Source organism: Bacillus sp. TH13, assembly GCF_016651175.1.
In the GTDB taxonomy this organism is placed as follows: Bacteria; Bacillota; Bacilli; order Bacillales; family Bacillaceae_G; genus Bacillus_A; species Bacillus_A thuringiensis_S.
In genome coordinates, this window is sequence record NZ_JAEKEJ010000025.1 from 2,395,059 (window position 1) to 2,421,619 (window position 26,561).

The following is a 26,561-nucleotide window of genomic DNA, read 5'->3' on the forward strand; positions in this document are numbered from 1 at the left end:
CCCGTGTGATTTTCGGGATATGTAATCCAACATTTGACGTTGAAAAAGATGTTGGAATGGGCGTGTGTGTCAGTAGCTTTTTTTGTTATAATGAAAGAATGCATAAAAAGAAGATGAAATTAAATCATTCTTTTTGAAAAATATTTAATAGTTATTTAAAAAAAACAAGATGAAAACTAACTGTTATTTTAAACAGAACTATAGATATAACTAGAGAAAAGGAAGGGTGTTTTCATGTACGATATTTCCGGATGGAAACATGTATTTAAGCTTGATCCAAATAAGGAGTTAAGCGATGAACATTTAGAAATGATTTGTGAGTCTGGAACTGATGCGGTTATTGTAGGCGGAAGTGATGGGGTTACAATTGATAACGTATTACACATGCTAGTTAGCATTCGTAGATATGCTGTTCCTTGTGTATTAGAGGTCTCTGATGTAGAAGCAATTACACCAGGATTTGATTTTTATTACATCCCAAGTGTGTTAAATAGCCGAAAAGTAGAATGGGTAACAGGTGTTCATCATGAGGCATTGAAAGAATTTGGGGATATTATGGACTGGGACGAAATTTTTATGGAAGGTTATTGTGTTTTAAATCGAGAAGCGAAAGTAGCCGAGCTTACAGATGCAAAATGTGATTTAACAGAAGATGACGTTATTGCATATGCGCGTTTAGCAGACAAGTTATTACATTTACCGATATTTTATTTAGAATATAGCGGTACGTATGGAGAAGTTGAACTTGTTAAAAATGTAAAAGCAGAATTGAAACAAGCTAAGTTATACTATGGCGGCGGTATTTCTAATGCAGAACAGGCGAAAGAAATGGCACAGTATGCTGATACAGTAGTTGTTGGAAATATTATTTATGATGATATAAAATCGGCGTTAAAAACAGTTAAAGCAGTAAAAGGAGAGTAGGTGCAGGCGTATATGAGTATGACAGATAAGTTATTAAACGGTTTAAATCCACAGCAACAAAAAGCGGTACAAACAACGAATGGACCACTTCTATTAATGGCAGGTGCAGGTAGTGGTAAAACACGTGTGTTAACACACCGTATTGCGTATTTGCTTGGTGAAAAAGGTGTAGCACCATGGAATGTACTAGCTATTACCTTCACAAATAAAGCAGCTCGTGAAATGCGCGAGCGTATTGATACACTTGTGGGACCAGAAGCAGAAGATATTTGGATTTCGACGTTCCACTCTATGTGTGTACGTATTTTACGACGCGATATCGATCGTATTGGTATTAATCGTAACTTTACAATCTTAGATTCAGGTGATCAGCTAACTGTAGTCAAAAAAATTATGAAAGAGCGCAATATTGATCCGAAGAAATTTGAGCCGCGCTCTATTTTAGCGGGTATTAGTAATGCCAAAAATGAACTGTTATCTGCGGATAAATATGCAAAAAAAATTACAATGGCTGATCCATATGAAAAATTAACGAGCGATGTATACACAGAGTATCAAAAACGTCTTTTGAAAAATAATTCATTAGACTTTGATGATTTAATTATGACGACGATTCAGCTATTTGAACGTGTTCCAGAAGTATTGGAGTTTTATCAGCGTAAGTTCCAATATATTCACGTGGATGAGTATCAAGATACGAATAAAGCGCAATATCTTCTTGTTAAACATTTGGCAGCACGTTTTAAAAATCTTTGCGTTGTAGGTGACTCTGACCAGTCTATTTATCGCTGGCGTGGTGCAGATATTTCTAACATTTTGTCATTTGAAAAAGATTATGAGAATGCACAAGTAATTTTGTTAGAACAAAACTATCGTTCGTCACAAAATATTTTAAATGCAGCGAATGCTGTTATTGAAAAAAATACGAATCGTAAACCGAAGAAATTATGGACGGACAATCAAGTTGGAAGCAAAATTTCGTATTATCGTGCTGCAACTGAAAAGGACGAAGCATATTTTGTTGCGAAAAAAATTCGTGACAATCTTCAAATGGGGAAACGAAAATATACTGATTTTGCAGTACTATATCGTACGAATGCTCAGTCTCGTATGGTCGAGGAGATTTTCCTTAAATCTAACATTCCTTACAAAATTGTCGGGGGTACGAAGTTCTACGACCGTAAAGAGATTAAAGATATTTTGGCATACTTACGTTTAATCGGTAATCCAGATGATGAAATTAGTTTTGCACGTATTATTAACATGCCAAAGCGTGGTATTGGTGCGACTTCTATTGATAAAATTATTAATTATGGTGTGCAAAACGGAATTTCATTAACTGCTGTATTTGATGAGATTGAGCATGTTGGAGTAAGTGCAAAAATTACAAAGGCAGTAAAAGAATTCGCAAGTTTATTACACAACTGGGTAAATATGCAAGAGTATTTATCTGTTACAGAATTAGTAGAAGAAGTTATTGAAAAAACAGGCTATCGCGATATGTTGAAAAATGAGCGTTCTTTAGAAGCGGAAGGTCGTTTAGAAAACTTAGACGAGTTCTTATCTGTTACGCAAACATTTGAATCTCAAAGCGAAGATAAGAGCCTTGTTGCATTCTTAACAGATTTAGCACTTGTTGCTGATATTGATCGTGTAGATGAAGACCCAACTGCTGGTGAAGAAGTTATTTTAATGACGATGCACTCAGCAAAAGGATTAGAGTTCCCGGTTGTCTTTATTGTTGGTTTAGAGGAAGGGATATTCCCTCATACTCGTTCTCTTATGGAAGAGGATGAAATGCAAGAAGAACGTCGTCTTGCTTATGTAGGTATTACTCGTGCAGAAGAAGAGCTATATTTATCTAATGCGCAAATGCGTACTTTATTTGGTAGAACAAGTATGAACGCTGCGTCTCGCTTCATTACAGAAATCCCGGCAGAACTAGTGGAATCATTAAATGAAACAGCGCCGAAGCGTGAAAATTCGTTTGGTGCAAAAGGCAGAACAGCAAGTAGTAGTAAAATGACAACGACAACCACAACACGCTCTCGTTCAGCTTTCGCGCGTCCTGCAGCTAAGACGACAGGCGGTGAGCAAATTGGCTGGGCAGTAGGCGATAAAGCTTCCCACCAAAAATGGGGAATCGGTACAGTTGTAAGTGTAAAAGGTGAAGGTGATGCAAAAGAATTAGATATTGCGTTCCCAAGCCCGATTGGTGTTAAACGTTTGTTAGCAAAATTTGCACCTGTGACGAAACAATAGAAAGGAATGAGGATATGTCAAAAGAGATAGCAAAAAAACGTATAGAAGAACTGCGTGATTTGTTAAATACATTTAACTATCAATATCACGTATTAGACAATCCTTCTGTTTCTGATGCGGAATATGACCGTGATATGCAGGAGCTTATAAAATTAGAAGCAGAGAACCCTGAGTTTATGAGTGAAGATTCTCCCTCCGTTCGCGTTGGGGAAACTATTCTTGATATATTTGAAAAAGTAACACATAAGTCACCAATGTTAAGTTTAGGAAATGCATTTAACGAAGGGGATTTACGTGATTTCGACAGAAGAGTACGTCAAGGAATTGATGGTGCGAATGTAAGATATATATGTGAATTAAAAATTGACGGGCTTGCCGTTTCGCTTCATTATGAAAAAGGACGCTTCATTCAAGGGGCGACACGTGGTGATGGTGTAACGGGTGAAGATATTACTCAAAATTTAAAAACGATTAAAGCTATCCCACTGCGTTTAAATGAAGAAGTAACGTTAGAGGCACGAGGCGAAGCTTATATGCCGAAGCATTCATTCGTTAAACTAAATGAAGAAAAAGAGCAAAATGGGGAAGATGTATTTGCGAATCCGCGTAATGCAGCAGCAGGTTCAATACGTCAACTTGATCCGAAAATTGCAGCGAAGCGTAACTTATCTATGTTTGTGTACGGTCTTGCGAATGTAGAAGAAAAAACAATTCCATCGCACAGTGAATCGCTTGATTTCTTAGGTGAACTCGGATTTAAGACAAATCCAAATCGCCGTACATGTGAAACAATCGAAGAGGTTATAGCTTATGTAGAAGAATGGCAAGAAAAACGTCCGCATCTTGATTATGAGATTGATGGAATCGTTATAAAAGTAGATGATGTTGCTCTTCAAGAAAGTCTAGGAACTACAGCGAAGAGTCCAAGATGGGCGATTGCTTATAAATTCCCAGCTGAAGAAGTTGTAACGAGATTAACAGGCATTGAATTAAGTGTTGGCCGAACAGGGGTTGTAACACCGACTGCAGAGCTAGAGCCAGTGAGAGTTGCTGGTACGATTGTTCGCCGTGCTTCTTTACATAACGAAGATTTAATTCGTGAAAAAGACATTCGAATTGGTGACTACGTTGTTGTGAAGAAGGCTGGAGATATTATTCCTGAAGTTGTGAACGTTATTTTTGATAAGCGTACTGGTGAGGAAGAAGAATACCGCATGCCAACGCATTGTCCAGCATGTGAGAGTGAACTTGTTCGTTTAGAAGAAGAAGTAGCACTTCGATGTATAAATCCGACTTGTCCGGCTCAAATTCGAGAGGGATTAATCCATTTCGTTTCAAGAAATGCGATGAATATTGATGGACTTGGAGAACGTGTCATTACACAACTCTTTGATGCAGATTATATTCGTACATTTGCTGATTTATATGCATTGACGAAAGAGCAATTATTACAGTTAGAACGTTTTGGTGAAAAATCAGCAACAAACTTAATACAGGCAATTGAAAATTCTAAAGAAAACTCGTTAGAGCGATTATTATTTGGTCTTGGAATTCGCCACGTTGGAGCGAAAGCAGCACGTACATTTGCAGAGCACTTTGAAACGATGGATGAGCTTGTAAAAGCAACAGAAGAAGAACTAAAAGCAATTAATGAAATTGGCGAAAAAATGGCTCAATCTGTTGTGACATATTTTGATAATGAAGATGTATTAGAGTTATTACAGCAGTTTAAAGAGTATGGCGTGAATATGACATACAAAGGTATAAAAATTGCAGATTTACAAAATGTTGAATCTTACTTCGCAGGAAAAACGGTTGTTTTAACAGGTAAGCTAGAAGTTATGGGACGAAGTGAAGCGAAGAAGAAGATTGAGGCATTAGGTGGAAAAGTAACAGGAAGTGTTAGTAAGAGTACAGATTTGGTTGTTGCAGGTGAAGCGGCTGGTTCGAAATTAGCACAAGCGGAGAAACATAATGTTGAGGTTTGGAATGAAGAGAGGTTCTTACAAGAGCTAAATAAGTAAGAGGTGCAAACTTACCATGAAAAAAATAGCATTAGCGGTATTAAGCCTTGGCCTACTTATAAGTGGGTGTAGTACAGGTGCCGAAAAAGATGAAAAAGTGGCTGAGAAATCGGGGAAAGCAAAAGAACAATCAGTTGTTCCAAAATACGCTATGTCGGATGAATATTATAAGACGACTATTCCATTTGATGGTGGAAAGGCACGTGGTTTAGTCGTGCAAGGAGTAAATAATCGTCTTGATATAGATGAATTTGAAACAGGATTAATGCGTATTGCGAAGGAATCATTTAGTACGAAAGATTATTTCTTTAAAGGCGGAGATACTCTAGAGGCTCAATATGTACAAATGCTTGTCAAAAGAAAGCGTACAAATGCTGAACAGAAAGAACTAGAAGACACGTTAAAAAAAGATGCAGTTAAATTTCCAAACATAGGATTAAATCCAGCTTTAGGTGAAGGATCCGAAATACTAGAAGAAAAAAACAAAAAAAATCCAATATATATTTCCAATATTTTAGAGCATGATTATTATGTGAAAAACGGCGACAAAGATGAGCGTAGCGGCATTGTAGTTGGATTAGCAATGAATTCAGTGCATTATTATAATGAAGAACATGGTTACCCGCGTGAAGCTACAATCTCGAATGAAAAAATGTTAGCTGAAGGGAAAAAAATGGCGCAAGAAGTCTTGAAGTTTATGCATCAAAAAGATCCTGCAACAAAAAACCTTCCGATAACATTTGCAATTTATCGTCAGGCTCCGAAGGCTTCACTTGTGCCAGGTAACTTTGTTTCTTATGCCAATGTTGAAAAAGGTAGTGAAACGGTTGAAGATTGGAAACAAATTAATGAAAAATATTATTTGTTCCCATCTGAGCAAGCGAAAACAGATAATAAACGTGAAGATCTTGCAAGAGTATCCAACTTTAAGGCAAAACTAAGCGATTATTTCCAAGGCGACTATACAGCTGTTATTGGTACTGGTATGTATAGAGATGATGAATTAAGAGAAATGAAGCTTGATATTCCTGTCCAATTTAATGGAAAAGCTGAAATAGTTGGTTTTACACAATATGTGGCAGGGCTTGTTATGGAATACTTCCCGAATTATATGAAAGTACAAGTAACGATTAAATCTGTAGAACGCCCAGAAGCTATTATTATACGTGAAGCAAAACAAGATGAACCACTTGTGAAGATTTTAGATTAAATATGAAGGCTGTTCCTCTATGGAACAGCTTTTTTTCTTATGTAATTTTGTTATAATTTAAAATGTTGTAAAAAATAGGGGTAAGGGGTAAAGCTCATGGAAGAATTAAGTTTTCAAGTCATTATTTTATTAATTGCATTCGGTTTTTTAGCAGCTTTTATTGATTCCGTTGTTGGAGGAGGAGGGTTAATTTCGCTTCCTGCACTTATGTTTGTTGGCTTATCGCCAGCTTCGGCAATTGCAACGAATAAATTAGCAGCAACGATGGGGACGTTTACGAGTGCGATGTATTTCATTCGATCAGGAAAAGTTGATTTTAAAATTGTAGGAAAGTTAATCCCGTTAACTATTGTTGGAGCTGTTGCAGGTGCTTTAGTAGTAAAATTTATTCCATCGGATATTTTACGCCCATTAGTACTTGTAATGTTGGTATTTATTGCTATTTATATTATTGCAAAAAAGAATTGGGGAAGTGTGTCTACCTATAAGAAGATGACGCAAAGAAAAACATTAATATTTTTCTTTGTTATTTTAATGATAGGATTTTATGATGGGTTTTTTGGACCGGGGACAGGGTCATTTTTAATTTTTGCATTTTTATTAATTGGTTTGGATTTTATTCAAGCGGCAGCATCTGGAAAACTTTTGAACTTTGTTAGTAATATTGTATCTTTAATTACTTTTTTATTTTTAGACATAATTCATTTTGAATACGGTATTATCATGGGATTATCAATGATCTTAGGTGCTTATTTTGGATCGAAGTTTGCGATTCAAAAAGGCGTTGGATATGTAAGGACTTTATTTTTATTAGTTACTATATTATTGATTGGGAAAAATGTTTTGGAATATACTCATATTTTGTAGATTCATACGCATGTATGAATCTCTTTTTTTATTATATTTTAAAAATTTATTAATTTTTAAAATATAAGTCTAGGAATATTTGAATAAATCTAAATTATCGTGTAGAATAATGTTGTAAAATGTAAACGTTTTTCTAAGGGGAGGCTAAAAAAAATGGTAGTAGCATACAAACATGAGCCATTTACAGATTTTTCAGTGGAGGCTAACAAATTAGCGTTTGAAGAAGGTTTAAAGAAAGTAGAATCTTATCTTGGACAAGACTATCCATTAATTATTGGGGGAGAAAAAATCACTACAGAAGACAAAATTGTTTCTGTAAACCCTGCAAATAAAGAGGAACTTGTTGGTCGTGTTTCAAAAGCAAGCCGTGAGTTAGCTGAAAAAGCAATGCAAGTAGCGGATGAAACATTCCAAACTTGGAGAAAATCAAAGCCAGAAATGCGTGCAGACATTTTATTCCGTGCTGCAGCAATCGTTCGTCGCAGAAAACATGAATTCTCTGCTATTCTTGTAAAAGAAGCAGGTAAGCCATGGAATGAGGCAGATGCTGATACAGCAGAAGCAATCGACTTTATGGAATATTATGGTCGTCAAATGTTAAAATTAAAAGACGGTATTCCAGTAGAAAGCCGTCCAATTGAATATAATCGTTTCTCTTACATTCCATTAGGAGTAGGTGTTATCATTTCTCCTTGGAACTTCCCATTCGCAATTATGGCAGGTATGACAACAGCTGCTTTAGTTTCTGGTAACACAGTATTACTAAAACCAGCTAGTACAACTCCTGTAGTAGCAGCGAAATTTATGGAAGTATTAGAAGAAGCTGGCTTACCAGCTGGTGTAGTAAACTTCGTTCCAGGTAATGGTTCTGAAGTTGGTGACTACTTAGTAGATCACCCTCGTACACGTTTCGTAAGCTTCACTGGATCTCGTGATGTAGGTATCCGTATCTATGAGCGTGCAGCGAAAGTAAACCCAGGCCAAATTTGGTTAAAACGCGTTATTGCTGAAATGGGCGGTAAAGATACAATCGTTGTTGATAAAGAAGCAGATCTTGAATTAGCAGCTAAGTCTATCGTTGCATCAGCATTCGGGTTCTCAGGACAAAAATGTTCTGCATGTTCTCGTGCAGTAATCCATGAAGACGTATACGATCACGTATTAAATCGTGCTGTTGAATTAACGAAAGAATTAACAGTTGCTAACCCAGCTGTATTAGGTACAAACATGGGCCCTGTTAATGACCAAGCTGCATTCGATAAAGTAATGAGCTATGTTGCAATTGGTAAAGAAGAAGGTAGAATCTTAGCAGGTGGCGAAGGAGACGATTCTAAAGGCTGGTTCATCCAACCAACAATCGTTGCTGACGTTGCAGAAGATGCTCGCTTAATGAAAGAAGAAATCTTCGGACCAGTAGTAGCATTCTGTAAAGCGAAAGACTTTGATCATGCACTTGCAATTGCAAACAATACAGAATACGGTTTAACAGGTGCTGTTGTTACTAATAACCGTGACCATATTGAAAAAGCACGTGAAGAATTCCATGTGGGTAACTTATACTTCAACCGTGGATGTACTGGTGCAATCGTAGGTTACCAACCATTCGGTGGCTTTAACATGTCTGGTACAGACTCTAAAGCTGGTGGCCCTGACTACTTAGCACTTCACATGCAAGCAAAAACTACTTCTGAAACTTTATAAGAAATAGTAAAGGAGCTCTTCACAGAATGTGAAGAGCTCCTTTTAAAATTGAAATCCCGTATATTACCATCGTTCGAAGGGAATGAGCTAAAACCTATTAATAGCGGGATAAACATGTGAACAGAAATAAAATGATGAGAAAAGTTGACTTATTAGTCATATTTTTTAGTATTCATTTTGAGAATTTCCTGTATAATACAATTTGAAAGAAAATCTATGGTTCGACAAGGAACACTCCTTTCAGTTTTGCTCACTGAAAGGAGTGTTTTTTTATGTAGCTAAAAATTCTTGCGTGCTTATTACATTTGCATATACGCCATTTAAACTAGCTAAAATTGTATTGTGAATATAAACAGCTGGTATAGTAGCGTTCTTAAAAGAAAGGTCTTTTGTAGCACAAGCATCATGTATAACGGTACATTGAAAGCCAAAATCGAATGCAGCCCTTACTGTTGCATCAATACACATATGAGTCATCATCCCGCATACAACGACATGTTCAATATTTAAACGTTTTAATTGCTCTAGAAGATTAGTTTCTCGGAAGCTATTTGGATAATGTTTGAGTATAACTGTTTCTTCTCTAAGTGGACGTACGCTTTCGTGAATATGTACACCTTCTGTATTAGGTAGGAAAAAAGTAGTGTCATCTTTTATAGCTACGTGTTGGATATGAAAAATAGGTTCGCTGTTTGTTCTAAAGTGTTGTAATAACTGATTAGCATATTCGCTTGCTTCTACTGGATTACGCAATTCCATCTTTCCATTTGGAAAATAATCGTTTTGAATATCGACGAGTAAAAGAGCTGTTTTCATATATTTATCTTCCTCCGAGTTTCATATTCAAATAAATTTATTCAATTCGTAGAGAGGATTCTCCTGTTTAAAAATATGAGGAAGAAGAATTTTAAATAACCTTGAAAGTTACTATTTTCTTATGAATGTTCATCTGAAAATTTCGATAAAGGAATAATTAATATTTTTCTAAAAAATGTATTGACTCTTATTATTCTGAGTTCTATAATGAGAATTAATTAAACGACAATTAAATCGATACATTCTTATCCAGAGAGGTGGAGGGACTGGCCCTACGATACCTCAGCAACGGGTTTTTTAATACCGTGCTAACTCCAGCAAGCCATATAAAGGCTTGGAAGATGAGAAGATGTGAACGAGTACATATAAGTGCTCTCCTTCTTAATCTTTATGGTTGATAAGAAGGAGAGCACTTTTTATTTTACCTCGAAAGCTCTACTTCAAGTTTTTACAGCATATAGGAGGGGGAAAAATGATTTCTTTTAACAATGTAAGTAAAGTGTATGAATCAGCTGGGCAATCTGTTCATGCGGTGGAGGATGTAACATTATCAGTTGAGAAAGGCGAAATTTTTGGCATTATTGGTTTTAGTGGCGCTGGAAAGAGTACGTTATTACGCCTAGTAAATATGTTAGAGAGACCGACGGCAGGAACGATTTCAATAGATGATAAAGATATTACATCATTATCGACGAAAGAATTACGTAAACTAAGACAAAGAATTGGAATGATTTTTCAAAGTTTTAATTTATTTAATTCAAGAACAGTATTTGGAAATATTGCTTATCCATTAAAGTTAGCGAAAGTACCAAAGAATGAGATAAAAGAAAGAGTAAATGAACTGCTAAGGTTTGTAGGGCTAGAAGATAAAGCAAACTATTATCCAGAACAGCTATCAGGTGGACAAAAGCAGCGTGTTGGTATTGCTAGAGCACTTGCGACATCGCCAGATATTCTTATATGTGACGAGGCAACATCAGCCTTAGATCCAGAAACAACGACAGAAATTCTAAACTTATTAAAGAAGGTAAATCGAGAATACAATTTAACAATTCTTCTTATTACACATGAAATGCATGTTGTGAAAGAAATTTGTCACCGTGTAGCTGTAATGGAGAAGGGAAAAGTTATTGAAGAAGGAAAACTGTTTGATGTTTTCACGCAACCAAAAACAAAGACGACTCAAAACTTTGTACGTTCTGTTATTAATGATCATTTACCAGAAAGTGTTCTAGCGAAAATTCAAAATGGTGGTCAAATTTATCGTCTAACATTTACTGGTGAGGAGACAGGACAGCCGGTACTATCATATATCGCAAAAAACTATAACGTTGATGTAAATGTACTGTACGGAAATATTATTGAACTTCAAAATGTGCTATTTGGAAATCTTCTTATAGAATTGCAAGGTGAGCAGAGGGAAATTCAAAAAGCATTACAACATCTAAGACTGCAAGTGCAGCTGAAGGAGGTAGAAGCTCATGCGAGTTGATTGGAGTATATTTTGGCCGCGCATACTAGATGCGACGGGAGATACCCTCTTAATGGTAATTGTAACACTTATATTCGCTACAATTCTGGGTATACCTCTAGGTTTACTTTTATATGTAACGAGAAAAGGAAACTTTTTAGAAAATAAATGGGTCTTTTCTATTCTTAACATCATAATTAATACAATTCGTCCGGTACCATTCATTATCTTTTTAGTAGCTTTAAGCCCACTAACAAGAAGCGTTATTGGAACGACGATTGGAACAGCAGCGGCAATTTTCCCGATGACGTTAGTCGCATCAATTGGTATTGCTAGAATGGTTGAAACAAATCTTGTTTCCGTTCCGAAAGGAGTAATTGAAGCAGCACAAGCAATGGGCGCCTCGCCAATTAGAATCGTTTTTGAAATCCTTGTACCAGAAGCGTTAGCACCATTAATCTTAGGTGTCACGTTTATGACAGTTGGTTTAATTGAATTTTCTGCAGTTGCTGGGCTTGTCGGTGGTGGCGGTCTTGGTGACTTGGCAATGACATATGGTTATCAACGTTTTGATACATCGGTTATGTTCGTAACGGTTGTTTTACTTATTATTCTCGTACAGATAGCTCAAAATTTAGGAAACTACTTTGCGAAAGTCTTGTTACGCAGATCATAAAAAGGAAGAGAGGAAAAGAAAATGAAGAAAATTTTAGCATTTGCATTATCAGCGATTGTAGGAATCTCAGCATTAAGCGGCTGCTCAAGTGGAGACACGGGTGCAGGAGCGAAAGAAAAAGTAGTTCGCGTCGGTGTAACTGGAACGGATGGAGACGCTTGGGAAATTTTGAAGAAAAAAGCTGAAAAAGAAGGGATTAAAGTTAAACTGATTGAGTTCTCTGATTACACAACGCCAAATAAAGCGTTAGCTGATGGAGATATTGAATTAAACTCATTCCAGCATATTGCTTTCTTAGAGCAATTTAAAAAAGAGCATAAGTTAGATATTACAGCTGTTGGTACAACGCAAATTGCACCAATGGGTTTATACTCTGAAAAATATAAGAAAGCAAATGAAATCCCAGATGGTTCAGAAATTGCAATTCCAAACGATCCAACGAACCAAGCACGTGCATTAAAACTTCTTGATGCAGCTGGATTATTAAAGCTTAAAAAAGATTTTGGCTTATTTGGAGATCCAAGCGGCATTGCTGAAAATCCGAAGAAATTAAAAATCACGCCGGTTATCGCACAGCAAACACCTCGTGTATTAAAAGATGTAGCAGCTTCAGTTATTAATAACGGTGTTGCTGGTCAAGCTGGATTAGATCCAGCGAAGGATCCTATTTTCTTAGAAGATCCAAAGAATGAAAATGCGAAGCCATATATTAATATTTTCGCAGCTCGTACAAAAGATAAAGATGATCCAACACTGAAAAAAGTAATTGAACTATATCATTCAAAAGAAGTAACAGATGCAATTAAGAAAGAAACAAATGATGGCTCCATTTCAGTAGATCTTTCACTTGAGGAGCTTGAAAAAATCGTAAAATAATTATTGGGTTTAATGGACTAACAGAAGGAACCCCTCCGCTGTTAGTTCGTTCAACATATAAACTTAACAAACAAACCCTAATTCTGTACCTTCCAATTTTGTATAACGTAGAATCCAATGTTTGTTAAGTAGAGTAATGGACCAGGAGTTTTCCTGGTCTTTTTTTATGAATGAAAGTAGATAGCGAACAGTAAGGTAATCCAAATTATAATGGGATAAGAAAATAAGCTGAAAAGGAGTGTAATTACGAATTGCTTTTGATGAATTAAGTGTTTTTTTGATAAAAAAAAGAAAATAGAAAAGAGAGTAATGAAAACTGCTGATATTACGCCGGGGTTATAGGAGCGATAAATGAAAAACAAAATAATATGTTGAACAGAGTTAAAGAAGATGGCCCCTTGTATAAAAATAATCCAGCATATAGAAGACAAGAAGTTAAGTTGATATAGAAAGACGATAAGTAATACAAAGATTGTTAATACGGAAATGGCAATGAAGAATTGTTGGCTAGTTATAATACGGATTGAAAATTGATTAGCAAGATATTGTGGCATTTGGAAAGCTTCTTCAAGGTTATGAATGAAAAATAATAAGGGAATGATCCAGAGTATAGTAGTGGAATGCTTTTTCATCAACTTACATCACTCCAATAAAGTATAGAAAGCCTAAAAAAGGCCCTCTATACAGAGATAGTTATTCAATTATGATATTTTTTAAATTAACATCATGATGCTCTCGTTCTTTCGGATAAGCAGCTAGTTCCTCTTGTAAAATATTTAATATTTGCTTAGCTGATTGCTGGATTGGATTAGGTAGCTCTTCTAATATATGCATCCCGACTTTTACTTTTGTACGAATTACCCTTCGTAGTAATTCCTCATGCATGTACTACACCTCCAAAGCGAATATTTAGTACATCTTCTTCAAATTTTGCTCCTTGAATAGAAAGGTGTGTTAATGTTTTTGGTAACGTGATGTTCCGTTTAACAGAACCGGCTCGAATAATAAGTTCATCACCTTTTTGATTTAATGAAAGTTCACTTTTATTTGAGAAGGGAATAGAAAGAATGAAAATATAATCATCGCCATCTTTTTTTACATATTGTGTGCGGCCGTTAAATTTCACTTCAGTAGGACAATGATCAGTTTTAAATAAAGCATCTCCTACACGCTCTAACATAGGTAAACCAACAACTTCTTGTTCAAACATTGGAGCTTCGTAAATAGGAAGTGGATCAAAACTATTTTGAATTAATGTTTTATATTTCTTTTGCGTATCTTTCCATGCTTGAAAATAAGGATCGGTGACGGTGTTAGGGATGACGCGATTAATCATAATGGCATCTACGTTATAATCGTATAAATTCAAATAAGTAAAGCTGCGCTGAGCTTCTTTAATGACCATTTTTTCAGGATTTACAACGATGCGGATACTTGTTACTTCTCGATTTGATAAAATATCTCTCATTTTTCCGAGCTGTTCAAGTGTACTTGTTAATTCGTCCATAATATCGTCGGTTGGAAGAGGGACACCAAGGAGTGGTTGAGCTACAGGGCGAACGACTTTTAAAACTTTTCTTTTAATAGGAAACAATTTTTCCATCCACCAGCCGAGCATGTCTGGAAAACTTAGCATTGCTAATGTTTCTCCTGTTGGGGCACAATCAATAATGATAACATCATATGTGTTTTGTTTATAATAATCGAGTACGCGAAGTAGGCTAATTAAATCTTCCATACCAGGAAACATCGTTAATTCTTCTGTTGTAATATCATCGGCTGCTTTGGAAGTAAAGAGCAGTGTAATATATTTCTGTAATTTTCCCCATCCTTTTTCCATCTCATAAATCGTATTAATTTCTTGTGCCCACAAATTTTTACGAACTTCTAATGGCTCAGAAGATAGCTTTATACCAAATGAATCTCCTAAACTATGAGCAGGATCTGTGCTCATTACTAATGTTTTTAATCCTTGTCGCGCACTTTGAATTGCTGTTGCTGCTGAAATGCTAGTTTTTCCTACGCCGCCTTTACCTGTATACAAGATAATTCTCATCATTAATATCCCCTTTGTTTCGAATGTCGAATATTACGAGTGTCGAAGTAAATAGTTGAATAAAAACCCAGATAGGGTTTTATTCAATCGGAATGTTTTTCATTTTAGGTGTAGAAACTTTTTCTTCTGTTTTTTGCTGTGACGTAGCAATGTGATTCATGATCTTTTGGAAGATTTGTAGTAAGAATGCTTTTTCTTCTTCTGATAATGCTTCTGTTACTAAGCTAAAGTAATGGGCCGCATTTTGTTTTACTTCTTGAACGAGCATTACGCCGTTTTCTGTTAACTGAATTAATACAATACGTCGGTCGTTTTGATCACGGTAGCGTTCAATATATCCCTTTTTTACAAGGCGATTTACAACGCCCGTCGTTGTACTCATCGGTATATCAAGAAGATCAGCAATTTTCGTCATTGTAATATCTGTATTTCGTTCCATCCAAAGTAAACAAAATACTTCTGTTTTAGAAAGTGTTAAATCTAGGCTTACCCATTCTTCAGGATAGAAAAGTTTCTTGGCGTTATCTAGCAGTAAGTCTAAAAAATGTTCATATTGCAACAATTAATTCCACTCCCGTATATTTCGAGGTTCGTAATATTTATTTTTATTTTATGTAGAATAGAAATAATTGTCAATGTTTTTAATTGATTTTTCAGATTAAAAAGAAAACTATCTTTAAAATAGTATTCTTTTATGATAGATTTATAAATATAAAACTAGAATTTACATAAAAATCCATCATGGTAAATATACTTATCTATAATGGGTATACAGCTAACGAGGGGGAGAACGATGAGAAGACGTAATACGCAAGCGTTCACATTTTTAGCATGGACTTCATTTGTTTGTGCGCTTTCAGGTATGCTAATTGGGATTTATACGTTAGATGAAACGCTTAGTGTAAAAGGATACTATTTAATTGGAACACTATTTTTAACGATGTCTTGTTTTGTGTTACAAAAAACAATTCGTGATAATGAAGAAGATAACGAGAGATTTCCGAAAAATAAACCGTTAGATAAAGAGTAAATTGTAAAGAAAGGCATTTGCCTTTCTTTTTTTATGTGAAAATGGCGTAAGTGCCGTGTGTTGACTTGCTTGAAGTACTGAAAATTTGGTATCATCAATAGTATTGTAGATTGAACGATATATTATGGAGGTGGCCTAGCCGTGTCAAGAATTTCCGTTGAGAATGTAAAGCACGTAGCACATTTAGCACGTCTTGCAATTACTGATCAAGAAGCTGAAAAATTTCAAAAACAACTAGATGCAATTGTTACATTTGCAGAACAGTTAAATGAATTAGATACAACAGATGTAAAACCAACAACTCATGTATTAACTATGAAAAATGTTATGCGTGAAGATGTACCAGAAAAAGGTTTACCAGTCGAAGAAGTATTAAAAAATGCACCGGATCACAAAGATAATCAAATCCGTGTTCCAGCAGTATTAGAATAGAGGAGGGGAATTTCGATGTCATTATTTGATCATTCAGTATCAGAGTTACATAAGAAATTAAACAACAAAGAAATTTCCGTTACGGATTTAGTAGAAGAATCTTACAAACGTATTGCGGATGTTGAAGATAACGTAAAAGCTTTTCTTACATTAGATGAAGAAAATGCACGCGCAAAAGCGAAAGAATTAGATGCAAAAATCGGCGCTGAAGATAATGGTTTATTATTCGGTATGCCAATTGGTGTAAAAGATAACATTGTAACTAACGGCCTTCGTACAACTTGTGCGAGTAAAATGTTAGCAAACTTCGATCCAATTTATGATGCGACAGTTGTGCAAAAGCTAAAAGCTGCTGACACGATTACAATCGGTAAATTAAACATGGACGAGTTTGCAATGGGTTCTTCAAATGAAAACTCAGGATTCTACGCTACGAAAAACCCATGGAACTTAGATTACGTTCCGGGCGGATCTAGTGGTGGTTCTGCAGCAGCTGTAGCAGCAGGAGAAGTACTATTCTCTCTAGGTTCTGATACGGGTGGTTCTATCCGTCAGCCGGCTGCATATTGCGGTGTTGTAGGTTTAAAACCAACTTACGGACGCGTATCTCGTTACGGATTAGTAGCATTCGCATCTTCACTTGACCAAATCGGACCGATTACACGTACAGTAGAAGACAATGCATACTTATTACAAGCTATTTCAGGTATTGACCGCATGGATGCAACTTCTGCAAATGTTGAAGTTGGAAACTATTTAGCTGGTTTAACAGGCGATGTTAAAGGTTTACGCATTGCTGTACCGAAAGAATACTTAGGCGAAGGTGTTGGCGAAGAAGCTCGTGAGTCAGTACTAGCTGCTTTAAAAGTATTAGAAGGTATGGGCGCAACTTGGGAGGAAGTATCTCTTCCGCACTCTAAATACGCTCTAGCAACGTATTACTTATTATCTTCTTCTGAAGCATCTGCTAACCTTTCACGCTTTGATGGCGTGCGTTACGGTGTTCGTTCTGATAATGTAAATAACTTATTAGATCTTTACAAAAACACACGTAGTGAAGGTTTCGGTGATGAAGTTAAACGTCGTATTATGCTTGGTACATTTGCCCTTAGCTCTGGTTACTATGATGCATATTACAAAAAAGCACAACAAGTACGTACATTAATTAAAAACGACTTTGAAAATGTATTTGCTAACTATGATGTTATTATTGGACCAACAACACCAACTCCGGCATTTAAAGTTGGAGAAAAAATTGACGATCCAATGACAATGTATGCAAATGACATTTTAACAATCCCAGTAAACTTAGCGGGTGTTCCAGCGATTTCAGTTCCATGTGGATTCGGTGCTAACAACATGCCACTTGGTCTACAAATCATTGGTAAACACTTCGATGAAGCGACAATTTACCGCGTTGCACATGCGTTTGAGCAAGCAACAGACTATCATACAAAAAAAGCAAGTCTGTAAGGAGGCGAGCATAGATGAATTTAGAAACAATTATTGGTTTAGAGGTTCACGTTGAGTTAAAAACAAATTCGAAAATTTTCTCTGCGAGTCCAACAGAATTCGGAGCGGAGCCAAATACACAAACAAGTGTAATTGACTTAGGATACCCAGGGGTACTTCCTACTTTAAATAAAGAAGCAGTTAACTTTGCAATGAAAGCTGCAATGGCATTAAACTGTGAGATCGCAACGGAAACGAAGTTCGACCGTAAAAACTATTTTTATCCAGATAATCCGAAAGCTTACCAAATTTCTCAATTTGATAAGCCAATTGGTGAAAATGGTTGGATTGAAATCGAAGTAGACGGTAAAAAGAAACGTATCGGTATTACACGTCTTCATTTAGAAGAAGATGCTGGTAAATCAACGCATACAGCTGATGGTTCATTAGTAGACTACAACCGTCAAGGTATGCCTTTAATCGAGATCGTATCTGAGCCAGATATGCGTACGCCAGAAGAAGCATATGCATACTTAGAGAAGTTAAAATCAATCATTCAATATACTGGTGTATCTGATTGTAAGATGGAAGAAGGTTCTCTGCGTTGTGATGCGAACATTTCTCTTCGTCCAGTTGGACAAGAGAAGTTTGGTACAAAAGCGGAACTGAAAAACTTAAACTCATTCACTTACGTACAAAAAGGTCTTGAGCACGAGCAAGTGCGCCAAGAAAAAGAACTGTTATCTGGTGGTATCATCCAACAAGAAACACGTCGTTATGATGAAGCAACGAAGAAAACAATCTTAATGCGTGTGAAAGAAGGATCTGACGATTACCGTTACTTCCCTGAGCCAGACTTAGTTGAACTTTACATCGACGATGAGTGGAAAGAAGCAGTTCGAGCTTCTATTCCAGAACTTCCAGATGCGCGTAAAGCTCGCTACGTTGCAGAAATTGGCTTACCAGCTTATGATGCACACGTATTAACATTAACGAAAGAAATGTCTGATTTCTTTGAAGCAACTGTTGCAGACGGTGCTGATGCGAAATTAACATCGAACTGGTTAATGGGTGAAGTACTTGCATACTTAAACAAACAACAAAAAGAATTAAAAGACGTTGCATTAACGCCTGCTGGTTTATCTAAAATGGTTCAATTAATTGAAAAAGGTACAATTTCTTCTAAAATCGCGAAGAAAGTATTTAATGAATTAATCGAAAAAGGTGGAGACCCAGAAGAAATCGTTAAAGCGAAAGGTCTTGTTCAAATTTCTGACGAGGGTACACTTCGTAAAGTTGTAACAGAAATTCTTGATAATAATGAGCAATCTATCGAAGACTTTAAAAACGGTAAAGACCGTGCAATTGGGTTCTTAGTTGGTCAAATTATGAAAGCTACAAAAGGACAAGCAAATCCACCGCTTGTTAACAAAATCTTACTTGAAGAGATTAATAAGCGATAATAGTAGTGACTTTTAAAGATTAAGCAGAAAAACACCCGTACATGGGTGTTTTTCTAGGTTAATCAAACGTTTGTTTAAATGAGACAAAATCGTTTAAACAAACGTTTGATTAACTGTCAAAAGTGGAAAAATGTTTGTATAGCAACTATGGTATGATAGTTGCAAAAAGGTGGGAATAATGATAAATCTAAACATAGAGGTTTTTTTTCATCTCATGAAATAATAGATAGTTATTATTCGTTATATGTAAATTTTTATGGAAGAATGGATAGAAATAAAGTGAAACTTTAATCAGTGGGAGGTTCATCCCCAACTGATTATTAGCCCACACCAATCGGGCATTTACTGCCCGCAAATAGCGGGATAAATTTTTTGGTCAAATAAAACAAAACCATTGAAATGAATATTTACTTTTGATGGACTACACGAATCGGGTTCTTACTGCCTGTTTGAGCGGGATAAAAGAAGGATAGCAAGATGAGAGGAGGTAGGCATGGGAATACTGAATAGAAGTTCGGTATGTTCTTTTTCGATGCATAAAGAAATTTCCTGTGCTAATAAATGATGAAGCGAGCAAGAATTATTTATAATCCTACTTCTGGGCGTGAGCTATTTAAGAAGAGCTTACCAGAAGTATTACAAAAATTAGAACAAGCTGGCTATGAGACATCTTGTCATGCGACAACGGGTCCTGGAGACGCTACTGTGGCGGCGAGGCAAGCTGCGGATCGTAAGTTTGATGTTGTTATTGCCGCTGGTGGCGACGGTACATTAAATGAAGTAGTAAACGGTTTAGTTGGACATGAATTCCGCCCGAAATTTGGAATTATTCCAGTTGGAACGACAAATGACTTTGCACGTGCGATTGGTGTACCTCGTTCTATTGAAGAGGCAGCAGATATTATTTGCGAAGGAAAAACAGTGCCATTAGACCTCGGTAGAGCGAACGATACATATTTTATTAACATCGCTGGTGGCGGTCGTATTACAGAATTAACATACGAAGTACCGAGTAAGTTAAAGACAGTATTAGGACAACTTGCTTATTACCTAAAAGGTATCGAGATGTTACCATCATTGCATCCGACATATGTTGAAATTGAGTATGATGGAAAGTTACTACAAGAAGAAATTACAATGTTTTTAATTACGAATACTCGTTCAGTAGGTGGATTTGAAAAGGTAGCACCGTATGCATCTATTAACGATGGGTTATTTGACCTATTAGTACTGAAAAAAGGTTCTATCGCTGATTTAATTAAAGCAGCAACACAAGCACAACGTGGTGAACATATTAACAATCCAAAAGTGTTATACACACAAGCGAACCGAATTAAAGTACATTCACCAGATAAACTAATGATTAATTTAGATGGTGAGTATGGTGGAGATGCACCGATGGAATTCGAAAATATATATCATTGTTTAGAACTATTTGTTCCTGAACATCAAGAGGATGCCTTGTAAAGGCATCCTTTTTTACTTTGTTAAAATGAATTGTAAATTGGGAGTTAGTTTGATTTTTATGGTATTTTTACAATTCTTTTATTTTACATCCATACTTTATTGATACACTGGAAGAGATAAGAAATGAGAGGTAGGATGCTATGGAGAAGATAAAGGCGATATTATTTGATAAAGATGGGACATTAATGGATTTTCATTCAATATGGATAAAAGTAGCTGAAGAACTTGTAGCTGAATGTATAAGTTTATATCATTTACCAAATACAATACGGCAGACCTTATTAGAAGAGATTGGTGTAGAGGGAGCATTTGTTAATCCGAGGAGTGCAATAGCTGCTGGAACAAGCCTTGATGTAGCGAAGGGGCTTTGTAATTATATTGAGTCTGCTAGAGAAGAAGAGATGCATCATTGGGTAAGTGAGAAGTTATTTTCCCTTATGTATGAGCATCGTTCGCATATGAAAATGACAGCGAATTTACCGAAAGTGTTACAGGCATTAAAAGATAAAGGATTTATATTAGGGGTTGTCACGGCGGATGATTTTGCACCAACAGAATTATTTTTAAAACAATATAAGTTGGAGAACTTTTTTGATTATATTATAGCCTCGGATACATTCCCTGTGCAAAAACCAGATAAAAAGATTATAGAAGTGTTTTGTGAGAAATTTAATTTAGAATCATGTGAGGTTGCGGTTGTTGGAGATACGCCAACTGATTTACATTTAGCTAAAAATGGCGATTGCTATGCAATTGGGGTGCTATCTGGTACGGGAGACCGTCCAACATTAGAACCACTTGCTGATTTAGTGTTAGATTCTGTTGAAGAGTTTATTTCTCAATCGGGTGAGTTTTTCTGGGAGAAAGAAAAGTCTAATGTGTAAGGAAAATAAGTCTATAAAGACTCTTAATGAGTCTTTATAGACTTATTTTTTATGCCTGGATACAAAGAATATAGGATAAATGCTAGAAAAGAAAGTTGGCATACATTTTGCAATAAAAAGAGAAAACAATGTAAAGAAAAGGATGGGGTACGCAATGAACACAAAAAAATTTGCTAAAGTAAATGAACAAATTCCAGGACCGAAAGCGGCATCTTTATTAGAACGCCGTCAAAATATAGTACCAAAAGGAGTAAGTAACGGCATCCCAACGTTTGTACAATCTGCAAATGGTGCTCTTGTAACAGATGTTGATGGCAATCAGTACATTGATTTTGCAGGAGCAATCGGGACAATTAACGTAGGGCATTGTCATCCAACGGTTAAAGAAGCGCTCCATAAACAAGTCGATCAATACATTCATACTGGATTTAACGTCATGATGTATGAGCCATATATTGAATTAGCGGAAAAACTTGCGGCATTGGCACCAGGAAGTTTCGATAAGCAAGTCCTCTTTTTAAATAGTGGTGCAGAAGCAGTTGAGAACGCGGTGAAAATCGCTCGTAAATATACGAAGAGACCCGGTATTATCGCATTTTCTAAAGGTTTCCACGGGCGTACATTAATGACAATGACGATGACAAGTAAAGTGAAGCCATATAAATTTGGGTTTGGTCCCTTTGCTCCAGAAGTATATAAAGCGCCATTTCCATACGAATACCGTCGCCCAGAGGGATTAACGGAAGAGCAGTATGATGATTTTATTATTGAAGAGTTTAAGAACTTCTTCATATCGGAAGTAGCGCCAGAAACAATTGCAGCTGTTGTAATGGAACCTGTTCAAGGGGAAGGTGGATTTATCGTCCCAAGTAAGAAATTTGTTCAAGAAGTACGCCGCATTTGTTCAGAGAATGGCATCTTATTTGTAGCGGATGAAATACAAACAGGCTTTAGTCGTACAGGAAAATATTTTGCAATTGATCATTATGATGTCGTTCCAGATTTAATTACAGTGTCTAAATCATTAGGGGCTGGTGTACCGATAAGTGGTGTCATTGGACGTAAAGAAATTATGAATGAGTCTGCACCAGGTGAACTCGGTGGAACGTATGCAGGAAGTCCATTAGGATGTGCGGCTGCCTTAGCTGTTCTCGATGTAATAGAAAATGAGAAATTAAATGATAGAGCGATAGAATTAGGAAAAGTCGTAATGAATCGATTCGAAGAGATGAAAAATAAATATCATTGCATCGGTGATGTGCGTGGGTTAGGAGCAATGTGTGCATTTGAGGTCGTTCAAGATCGTAAGACGAAAGCACCTGACAAAACGTTAACGGCTAATCTATGTGCAGAAGCAAATAAGCGTGGGTTACTTTTATTATCAGCAGGAACGTATGGAAATGTTATCCGTGTGTTAATGCCTTTAATTATTACAGATGAGCAACTTGAAGAAGGATTAACAATAATTGAAGAATCGTTGCAAGCTTGTTATAAGCAAACAAACATCGCTCGCGTTTAAAAACTGAAGTATAAATAGCAAACATTCTAGCTGACTCTATATTAAATGCAGAAAATTCACTTTATAATAAAGGTAGTGAAGTGGATCGATGGATTTGAAGTTAGGGGTGGCTAGGATGGTTGCAGAAAAGGAACGAGTGTTAATGGATTTAAAAGATGTATTTGAATATGCGTTTGACGAAATTTTTGTTACAGATGAGCAAGGGATCGTTGTGCGTGTAAATAGTACATGTGAAAGGCACTATCAACTAGCTGCAGAAGAGTTAGTTGGTAAGCATGTAAAAGAACTACAAAAGGATGGAATCTTTTATCCATCAGCGACATTAGAAGTGATTGAAAAAAAGAGGCCAATTGAACTCGTTCAAACTACAAAATCAGGAGAGTATTTACACGTTCGTACAAGGCCTGTTTTTGATGATGAGGGAAATTTAAGAAGAGTGATTAGTTATTCTCGGGACCTTACTGAACTCTATCAATTACGTCAAAAGGTAGAGGAAATGGATAATCAGCTAAAAACATATAAAAAAGAATTAAGAGAAACATATGAGCATGAAGGACTTATTTTTAAAAGTCTAGCTATGCAAAAAATAGTCGATACAATCAAAAAAGTATCTGTAGTGGATAGTACTGTTCTCGTTTTAGGCGAGACTGGAGTAGGAAAAAGTCGATTAGTACGCCATTTACATGAAGTGAGTCACCGTAAGAATGAAAGTTTCTATGAAATTAATTGTGCGGCATTGCCAACTAATTTAATTGAATCGGAGCTTTTTGGATATTCAGGTGGATCTTTTACAGGTGCGAATCGTGAAGGGAAAAAGGGACTATTAGAATCCGCGCATAAAGGAACTCTTTTTTTAGATGAAATCGGTGAAATGCCGATTGAAATTCAAGCGAAGCTTTTGCAAGTATTGCAAGAAAAAACATTTCGTCCTATAGGCGGAAGAGAATTAAAAAAAGTGGATGTTCGAATTGTGGCGGCAACAAATAGAGATTTAAGCGAGATGGTGAAACAAGGAACATTTCGGAAAGATTTATACTATCGTCTGAATGTCATTCCAATTGCAATTCCCCCGCTTAGGGAGAGAACAGAAGATATTTTGCCGCTTATTTATCATTACTTGCAGCACTTTAATAAAAAGTACGGACGTGATGTGAAACTAGCGCCGAGTACGTTACAAATGTTTGTTGGATATCCGTGGGAAGGAAACAATAGAGAAATAGAGAATGTAATTGAGAGAATTGTTATTACTGTCGATGATGTTGTAACGGTAGAGGATTTGCCACTCTCTATGCAAGAGGCTGCAGTTGAACAATCGGGGCAAAGCCTTTATAAAATGCTGGAAGAGGTAGAGAGAAATATTATTCTTAAAGCGTATAAAACGTATGGATCAAGTTATAAAGTGGCTGAGTTTTTGCAAATTAGTCAATCTGCTGCTACTAGGAAAATTAAGAAGTTCATAGAGGAGGAAGAAAACATTGGATAAAAAGGCGACTTTCGTAAGTATAGATAAAAAGGCGATGTATATAAATGGTGAGTGGATTACACTACAAGAACAAATTGAAGTAAATAATCCTGCGACGAAGGAAATATTTGCAACTGTACCAAAAGGCGGAGTAACAGAGGCAAAGCAAGCTGTTGATGCTGCACATGAAGCTTTTAAAACGTGGTCTAAGTTAACAGCAGCGGATCGTGCAGCGAAATTAAAAAAGTGGTTCACACTTATTGATGAAAATAAGGAAGAAATCGCAGCGATTATGACGAAGGAACAAGGAAAGCCGTTTGCAGAAGCGCTTGGTGAAGTAAATTATGCAAATAGCTTTGTTGAATGGTATGCAGAAGAGGGGAAACGTGTATATGGTGAAATGATTCCTGCTTCTCATCCGAATAAGCGCATTTTAGTTATGAAGCAACCAGTTGGCGTTACGGCAGCTATTACACCTTGGAACTTCCCAGCAGCGATGATTACGAGAAAGGTTGCTCCAGCGCTTGCAGCAGGCTGTACAGCAGTTGTAAAACCTGCAAGTCAAACACCACTAACTGCATTAAAATTAGCTGAATTAGCACATGAAGCGGATATTCCAAAGGGTGTAATTAATATCGTAACAGGTAGTGCAAAAGCAATTGCTGATACGTGGATGGAAGATGGTCGTGTGCGAAAAGTGTCCTTTACAGGGTCAACGGAAATCGGAAAAGAGTTAATGGCTAGTGCGGCGCAAACGATGAAAAAGGTTTCACTTGAGTTAGGTGGTCACGCTCCGTTTATCGTAATGAATGATGCAGATTTAGATAAAGCAGTAGAAGCGGTGATTGGTTCGAAATTCCGTAACGCAGGACAAACGTGTATATGTACAAACCGAGTATTCGTTCAAGAAGAAGTATACGAAGTATTTGTAGAGAAGTTCCAAAAGGCAGTAGGGCAGTTGAAAGTAGGAGACGGTTTCGGTGACGGAACGACTGTCGGACCACTTATTGATGAGAATGCAGTTTCAAAAGTACAAGAACATATTGAAGATGCTATTCAAAAAGGTGGAAAAGTTTTATATGGTGGTCAAAAGGTCGCAGAGTTAGAGGGACATTTCATTCAACCGACTGTAATTGGGTTGGCAAATGATACGATGCTTTGTATGAACGAAGAAACATTTGGGCCAGTGGCACCAGTTGCGAAATTTAAAAAAGTTGATGAAGTAATCGAACGTGCAAATAATACACCATACGGTTTAGCTGCGTATATTTTCACGAAAGACATTAGCCAAGCATTCCAAATTAGTGAAGCGCTAGAGTACGGTATTATTGGTCTAAATGACGGTCTTCCATCAGTTGCACAAGCACCATTCGGTGGCTTTAAAGAAAGTGGTATCGGCCGTGAAGGAGGCCATTTCGGCATCGAGGAATATTTAGAAATTAAATATATTTCATTAGGACTATAAGTAGTATACTAGAATCTCTATAAGGTAACAGAGAAGGAGATTCTAGTATGGTATATTGGCTATTATTATTTGTTACAATTATTTTTGAAGTAGCTGGAACAATCGCAATGAAACTATCAAATGGTTTAACAAAGCTCGTTCCGAGTGTACTGATTTTTGTATTCTATGGTATTTGTTTTAGTGTATTTGCTATCGTTGTTAAAAAGATTCATTTAAGTATTGCTTATGCAATTTGGTCTGGCGTTGGAACATTACTTATTACAATTATTAGTGTGTATTTTTTTAAAGAGCACATTAGCTTATTCCAAGCATTTTGTATTCTTTTTATTGTTTTGGGTGTCATTGGTCTTAAGGTTTCATCGGCATCATAAAAGGCTATCTTCCTGTGTGGAAGATAGCCTTTTAATTTTATCCCGCTATTTTCCGGGCAGTAAGACCCCTACCTCAAAATTCAGCGAAAGCAAAGAAGTTAGGTGGGGGATCGGGCTGCCCGTAAAAGTCCAA

At 36.4% G+C, this 26,561-nt stretch carries 23 protein-coding genes, 1 pseudogene and 1 riboswitch; of the genes and pseudogenes, 19 read left to right on the forward strand and 5 right to left on the reverse strand.

Features of this window, described 5'->3' with window-relative positions; genetic code table 11:
• Positions 1-234: 234 nt before the first annotated feature.
• The 6 genes from pcrB to pruA all read left to right on the forward strand — a co-directional run bounded on the left by pcrB (position 235) and on the right by pruA (position 8,988).
• Entirely contained in the window at positions 235-924 is a 690-nt protein-coding gene (gene pcrB / locus JFU02_RS20875; protein WP_000272105.1) for a heptaprenylglyceryl phosphate synthase, read from the forward strand.
• A gap of 12 nt (positions 925-936) precedes the next feature.
• Positions 937-3,186, forward strand: a complete 2,250-nt coding sequence (pcrA, locus tag JFU02_RS20880) for a DNA helicase PcrA (protein WP_201071549.1) — start codon at positions 937-939, stop codon at positions 3,184-3,186.
• 14 nt (positions 3,187-3,200) lie between these two features.
• Complete coding sequence (gene ligA / locus JFU02_RS20885) at positions 3,201-5,210, forward strand: NAD-dependent DNA ligase LigA (RefSeq protein WP_201071551.1); 2,010 nt, start codon at positions 3,201-3,203, stop codon at positions 5,208-5,210.
• Between the two features lie 16 nt (positions 5,211-5,226).
• Positions 5,227-6,420, forward strand: coding sequence for a CamS family sex pheromone protein (locus JFU02_RS20890; RefSeq protein ID WP_000717021.1), 1,194 nt, complete (start codon positions 5,227-5,229; stop codon positions 6,418-6,420).
• 96 nt (positions 6,421-6,516) lie between these two features.
• On the forward strand, positions 6,517-7,287 hold the full coding sequence (locus tag JFU02_RS20895) for a TSUP family transporter (protein ID WP_000391978.1): 771 nt from the start codon (positions 6,517-6,519) through the stop codon (positions 7,285-7,287).
• A gap of 153 nt (positions 7,288-7,440) precedes the next feature.
• Positions 7,441-8,988, forward strand: a complete 1,548-nt coding sequence (gene pruA, locus JFU02_RS20900; protein WP_000259556.1) for an L-glutamate gamma-semialdehyde dehydrogenase — start codon at positions 7,441-7,443, stop codon at positions 8,986-8,988.
• A 250-nt stretch (positions 8,989-9,238) separates the two neighbouring features.
• Here the strand turns inward: pruA and JFU02_RS20905 are convergent.
• Positions 9,239-9,804, reverse strand: a pseudogene (locus JFU02_RS20905) (cysteine hydrolase family protein).
• Between the two features lie 242 nt (positions 9,805-10,046).
• A riboswitch (SAM riboswitch) is annotated at positions 10,047-10,152 on the forward strand.
• A 124-nt stretch (positions 10,153-10,276) separates the two neighbouring features.
• Here JFU02_RS20905 and JFU02_RS20910 point away from each other — a divergent pair.
• From JFU02_RS20910 to JFU02_RS20920, 3 genes are read left to right on the forward strand one after another with little or no spacing between them, the layout of a single operon-like run.
• Positions 10,277-11,296 carry a methionine ABC transporter ATP-binding protein gene (locus JFU02_RS20910; protein ID WP_000622971.1) on the forward strand — a complete coding sequence of 340 codons (1,020 nt, stop codon included), beginning with the start codon at positions 10,277-10,279 and terminating at the stop codon, positions 11,294-11,296.
• A complete protein-coding gene (locus JFU02_RS20915) occupies positions 11,286-11,951 on the forward strand; it encodes a methionine ABC transporter permease (RefSeq protein WP_001261865.1) in 666 nt (221 codons plus the stop codon). The genes JFU02_RS20910 and JFU02_RS20915 overlap by 11 nt, the downstream gene beginning before the upstream one ends.
• A 21-nt stretch (positions 11,952-11,972) precedes the next feature.
• On the forward strand, positions 11,973-12,827 hold the full coding sequence (locus tag JFU02_RS20920) for a MetQ/NlpA family ABC transporter substrate-binding protein (protein WP_000721588.1): 855 nt from the start codon (positions 11,973-11,975) through the stop codon (positions 12,825-12,827).
• Positions 12,828-12,991: 164 nt separating this feature from the next.
• Here the strand turns inward: JFU02_RS20920 and JFU02_RS20925 are convergent, their stop codons facing one another.
• The 4 genes from JFU02_RS20925 to JFU02_RS20940 form a co-directional block, all read right to left on the reverse strand.
• A complete protein-coding gene (locus JFU02_RS20925; RefSeq protein WP_141528131.1) occupies positions 12,992-13,459 on the reverse strand; it encodes an HXXEE domain-containing protein in 468 nt (155 codons plus the stop codon).
• A 61-nt stretch (positions 13,460-13,520) separates the two neighbouring features.
• Positions 13,521-13,712 carry a DUF3926 domain-containing protein gene (locus JFU02_RS20930; RefSeq protein ID WP_000544107.1) on the reverse strand — a complete coding sequence of 64 codons (192 nt, stop codon included), beginning with the start codon at positions 13,710-13,712 and terminating at the stop codon, positions 13,521-13,523.
• Positions 13,705-14,886 carry an ArsA family ATPase gene (locus JFU02_RS20935; RefSeq protein WP_098316740.1) on the reverse strand — a complete coding sequence of 394 codons (1,182 nt, stop codon included), beginning with the start codon at positions 14,884-14,886 and terminating at the stop codon, positions 13,705-13,707. Before JFU02_RS20935 ends, JFU02_RS20930 begins: the two co-directional genes overlap by 8 nt.
• Before the next feature lie 76 nt (positions 14,887-14,962).
• Positions 14,963-15,445, reverse strand: a complete 483-nt coding sequence (locus JFU02_RS20940) for a MarR family winged helix-turn-helix transcriptional regulator (protein WP_000942490.1) — start codon at positions 15,443-15,445, stop codon at positions 14,963-14,965.
• Positions 15,446-15,676: 231 nt separating this feature from the next.
• Between JFU02_RS20940 and JFU02_RS20945 the strand changes: the two genes are divergently transcribed.
• The 10 genes from JFU02_RS20945 to JFU02_RS20990 all read left to right on the forward strand — a co-directional run bounded on the left by JFU02_RS20945 (position 15,677) and on the right by JFU02_RS20990 (position 26,428).
• Positions 15,677-15,913 carry a YiaA/YiaB family inner membrane protein gene (locus tag JFU02_RS20945; RefSeq protein WP_001254393.1) on the forward strand — a complete coding sequence of 79 codons (237 nt, stop codon included), beginning with the start codon at positions 15,677-15,679 and terminating at the stop codon, positions 15,911-15,913.
• Between the two features lie 141 nt (positions 15,914-16,054).
• Entirely contained in the window at positions 16,055-16,345 is a 291-nt protein-coding gene (gatC, locus tag JFU02_RS20950; RefSeq protein ID WP_000086999.1) for an Asp-tRNA(Asn)/Glu-tRNA(Gln) amidotransferase subunit GatC, read from the forward strand.
• A 15-nt stretch (positions 16,346-16,360) separates the two neighbouring features.
• A complete protein-coding gene (gene gatA, locus JFU02_RS20955) occupies positions 16,361-17,818 on the forward strand; it encodes an Asp-tRNA(Asn)/Glu-tRNA(Gln) amidotransferase subunit GatA (protein WP_000051440.1) in 1,458 nt (485 codons plus the stop codon).
• A gap of 14 nt (positions 17,819-17,832) precedes the next feature.
• The gene (gene gatB, locus JFU02_RS20960; protein ID WP_001047683.1) at positions 17,833-19,260 is read left to right on the forward strand and encodes an Asp-tRNA(Asn)/Glu-tRNA(Gln) amidotransferase subunit GatB; all 1,428 of its coding nucleotides are present in this window, start codon (positions 17,833-17,835) and stop codon (positions 19,258-19,260) included.
• 561 nt (positions 19,261-19,821) lie between these two features.
• A complete protein-coding gene (locus tag JFU02_RS20965) occupies positions 19,822-20,727 on the forward strand; it encodes a diacylglycerol kinase (RefSeq protein WP_000977679.1) in 906 nt (301 codons plus the stop codon).
• Between the two features lie 140 nt (positions 20,728-20,867).
• Positions 20,868-21,611 (forward strand): HAD family hydrolase, encoded by a 744-nt coding sequence (locus tag JFU02_RS20970; RefSeq protein WP_061666176.1) that lies wholly within the window; start codon positions 20,868-20,870, stop codon positions 21,609-21,611.
• Positions 21,612-21,765: 154 nt separating this feature from the next.
• The gene (gabT, locus tag JFU02_RS20975; protein ID WP_042973203.1) at positions 21,766-23,130 is read left to right on the forward strand and encodes a 4-aminobutyrate--2-oxoglutarate transaminase; all 1,365 of its coding nucleotides are present in this window, start codon (positions 21,766-21,768) and stop codon (positions 23,128-23,130) included.
• Between the two features lie 115 nt (positions 23,131-23,245).
• The gene (locus tag JFU02_RS20980; RefSeq protein ID WP_000225140.1) at positions 23,246-24,613 is read left to right on the forward strand and encodes a sigma-54 interaction domain-containing protein; all 1,368 of its coding nucleotides are present in this window, start codon (positions 23,246-23,248) and stop codon (positions 24,611-24,613) included.
• Positions 24,606-26,057 carry an NADP-dependent succinate-semialdehyde dehydrogenase gene (gene gabD, locus JFU02_RS20985; protein ID WP_201071553.1) on the forward strand — a complete coding sequence of 484 codons (1,452 nt, stop codon included), beginning with the start codon at positions 24,606-24,608 and terminating at the stop codon, positions 26,055-26,057. The genes JFU02_RS20980 and gabD overlap by 8 nt, the downstream gene beginning before the upstream one ends.
• Before the next feature lie 47 nt (positions 26,058-26,104).
• Positions 26,105-26,428, forward strand: coding sequence for a DMT family transporter (locus JFU02_RS20990; protein ID WP_201071555.1), 324 nt, complete (start codon positions 26,105-26,107; stop codon positions 26,426-26,428).
• Positions 26,429-26,561 lie beyond the last annotated feature (133 nt).

Bases quoted from the DNA above. Each gene is read 5' to 3' on its own strand.
- pcrB (WP_000272105.1), top strand. From the start codon at position 235: ATGTACGATATTTCCGGATGGAAACATGTATTTAAGCTTGATCCAAAT.
- pcrA (WP_201071549.1), top strand. From the start codon at position 937: ATGAGTATGACAGATAAGTTATTAAACGGTTTAAATCCACAGCAACAA.
- ligA (WP_201071551.1), top strand. From the start codon at position 3,201: ATGTCAAAAGAGATAGCAAAAAAACGTATAGAAGAACTGCGTGATTTG.
- JFU02_RS20890 (WP_000717021.1), top strand. From the start codon at position 5,227: ATGAAAAAAATAGCATTAGCGGTATTAAGCCTTGGCCTACTTATAAGT.
- JFU02_RS20895 (WP_000391978.1), top strand. From the start codon at position 6,517: ATGGAAGAATTAAGTTTTCAAGTCATTATTTTATTAATTGCATTCGGT.
- pruA (WP_000259556.1), top strand. From the start codon at position 7,441: ATGGTAGTAGCATACAAACATGAGCCATTTACAGATTTTTCAGTGGAG.
- JFU02_RS20910 (WP_000622971.1), top strand. From the start codon at position 10,277: ATGATTTCTTTTAACAATGTAAGTAAAGTGTATGAATCAGCTGGGCAA.
- JFU02_RS20915 (WP_001261865.1), top strand. From the start codon at position 11,286: ATGCGAGTTGATTGGAGTATATTTTGGCCGCGCATACTAGATGCGACG.
- JFU02_RS20920 (WP_000721588.1), top strand. From the start codon at position 11,973: ATGAAGAAAATTTTAGCATTTGCATTATCAGCGATTGTAGGAATCTCA.
- JFU02_RS20925 (WP_141528131.1), bottom strand. From the start codon at position 13,459: ATGAAAAAGCATTCCACTACTATACTCTGGATCATTCCCTTATTATTT.
- JFU02_RS20930 (WP_000544107.1), bottom strand. From the start codon at position 13,712: ATGCATGAGGAATTACTACGAAGGGTAATTCGTACAAAAGTAAAAGTC.
- JFU02_RS20935 (WP_098316740.1), bottom strand. From the start codon at position 14,886: ATGATGAGAATTATCTTGTATACAGGTAAAGGCGGCGTAGGAAAAACT.
- JFU02_RS20945 (WP_001254393.1), top strand. From the start codon at position 15,677: ATGAGAAGACGTAATACGCAAGCGTTCACATTTTTAGCATGGACTTCA.
- gatA (WP_000051440.1), top strand. From the start codon at position 16,361: ATGTCATTATTTGATCATTCAGTATCAGAGTTACATAAGAAATTAAAC.
- gatB (WP_001047683.1), top strand. From the start codon at position 17,833: ATGAATTTAGAAACAATTATTGGTTTAGAGGTTCACGTTGAGTTAAAA.
- JFU02_RS20965 (WP_000977679.1), top strand. From the start codon at position 19,822: ATGATGAAGCGAGCAAGAATTATTTATAATCCTACTTCTGGGCGTGAG.
- JFU02_RS20970 (WP_061666176.1), top strand. From the start codon at position 20,868: ATGGAGAAGATAAAGGCGATATTATTTGATAAAGATGGGACATTAATG.
- gabT (WP_042973203.1), top strand. From the start codon at position 21,766: ATGAACACAAAAAAATTTGCTAAAGTAAATGAACAAATTCCAGGACCG.
- JFU02_RS20980 (WP_000225140.1), top strand. From the start codon at position 23,246: ATGGTTGCAGAAAAGGAACGAGTGTTAATGGATTTAAAAGATGTATTT.
- JFU02_RS20990 (WP_201071555.1), top strand. From the start codon at position 26,105: ATGGTATATTGGCTATTATTATTTGTTACAATTATTTTTGAAGTAGCT.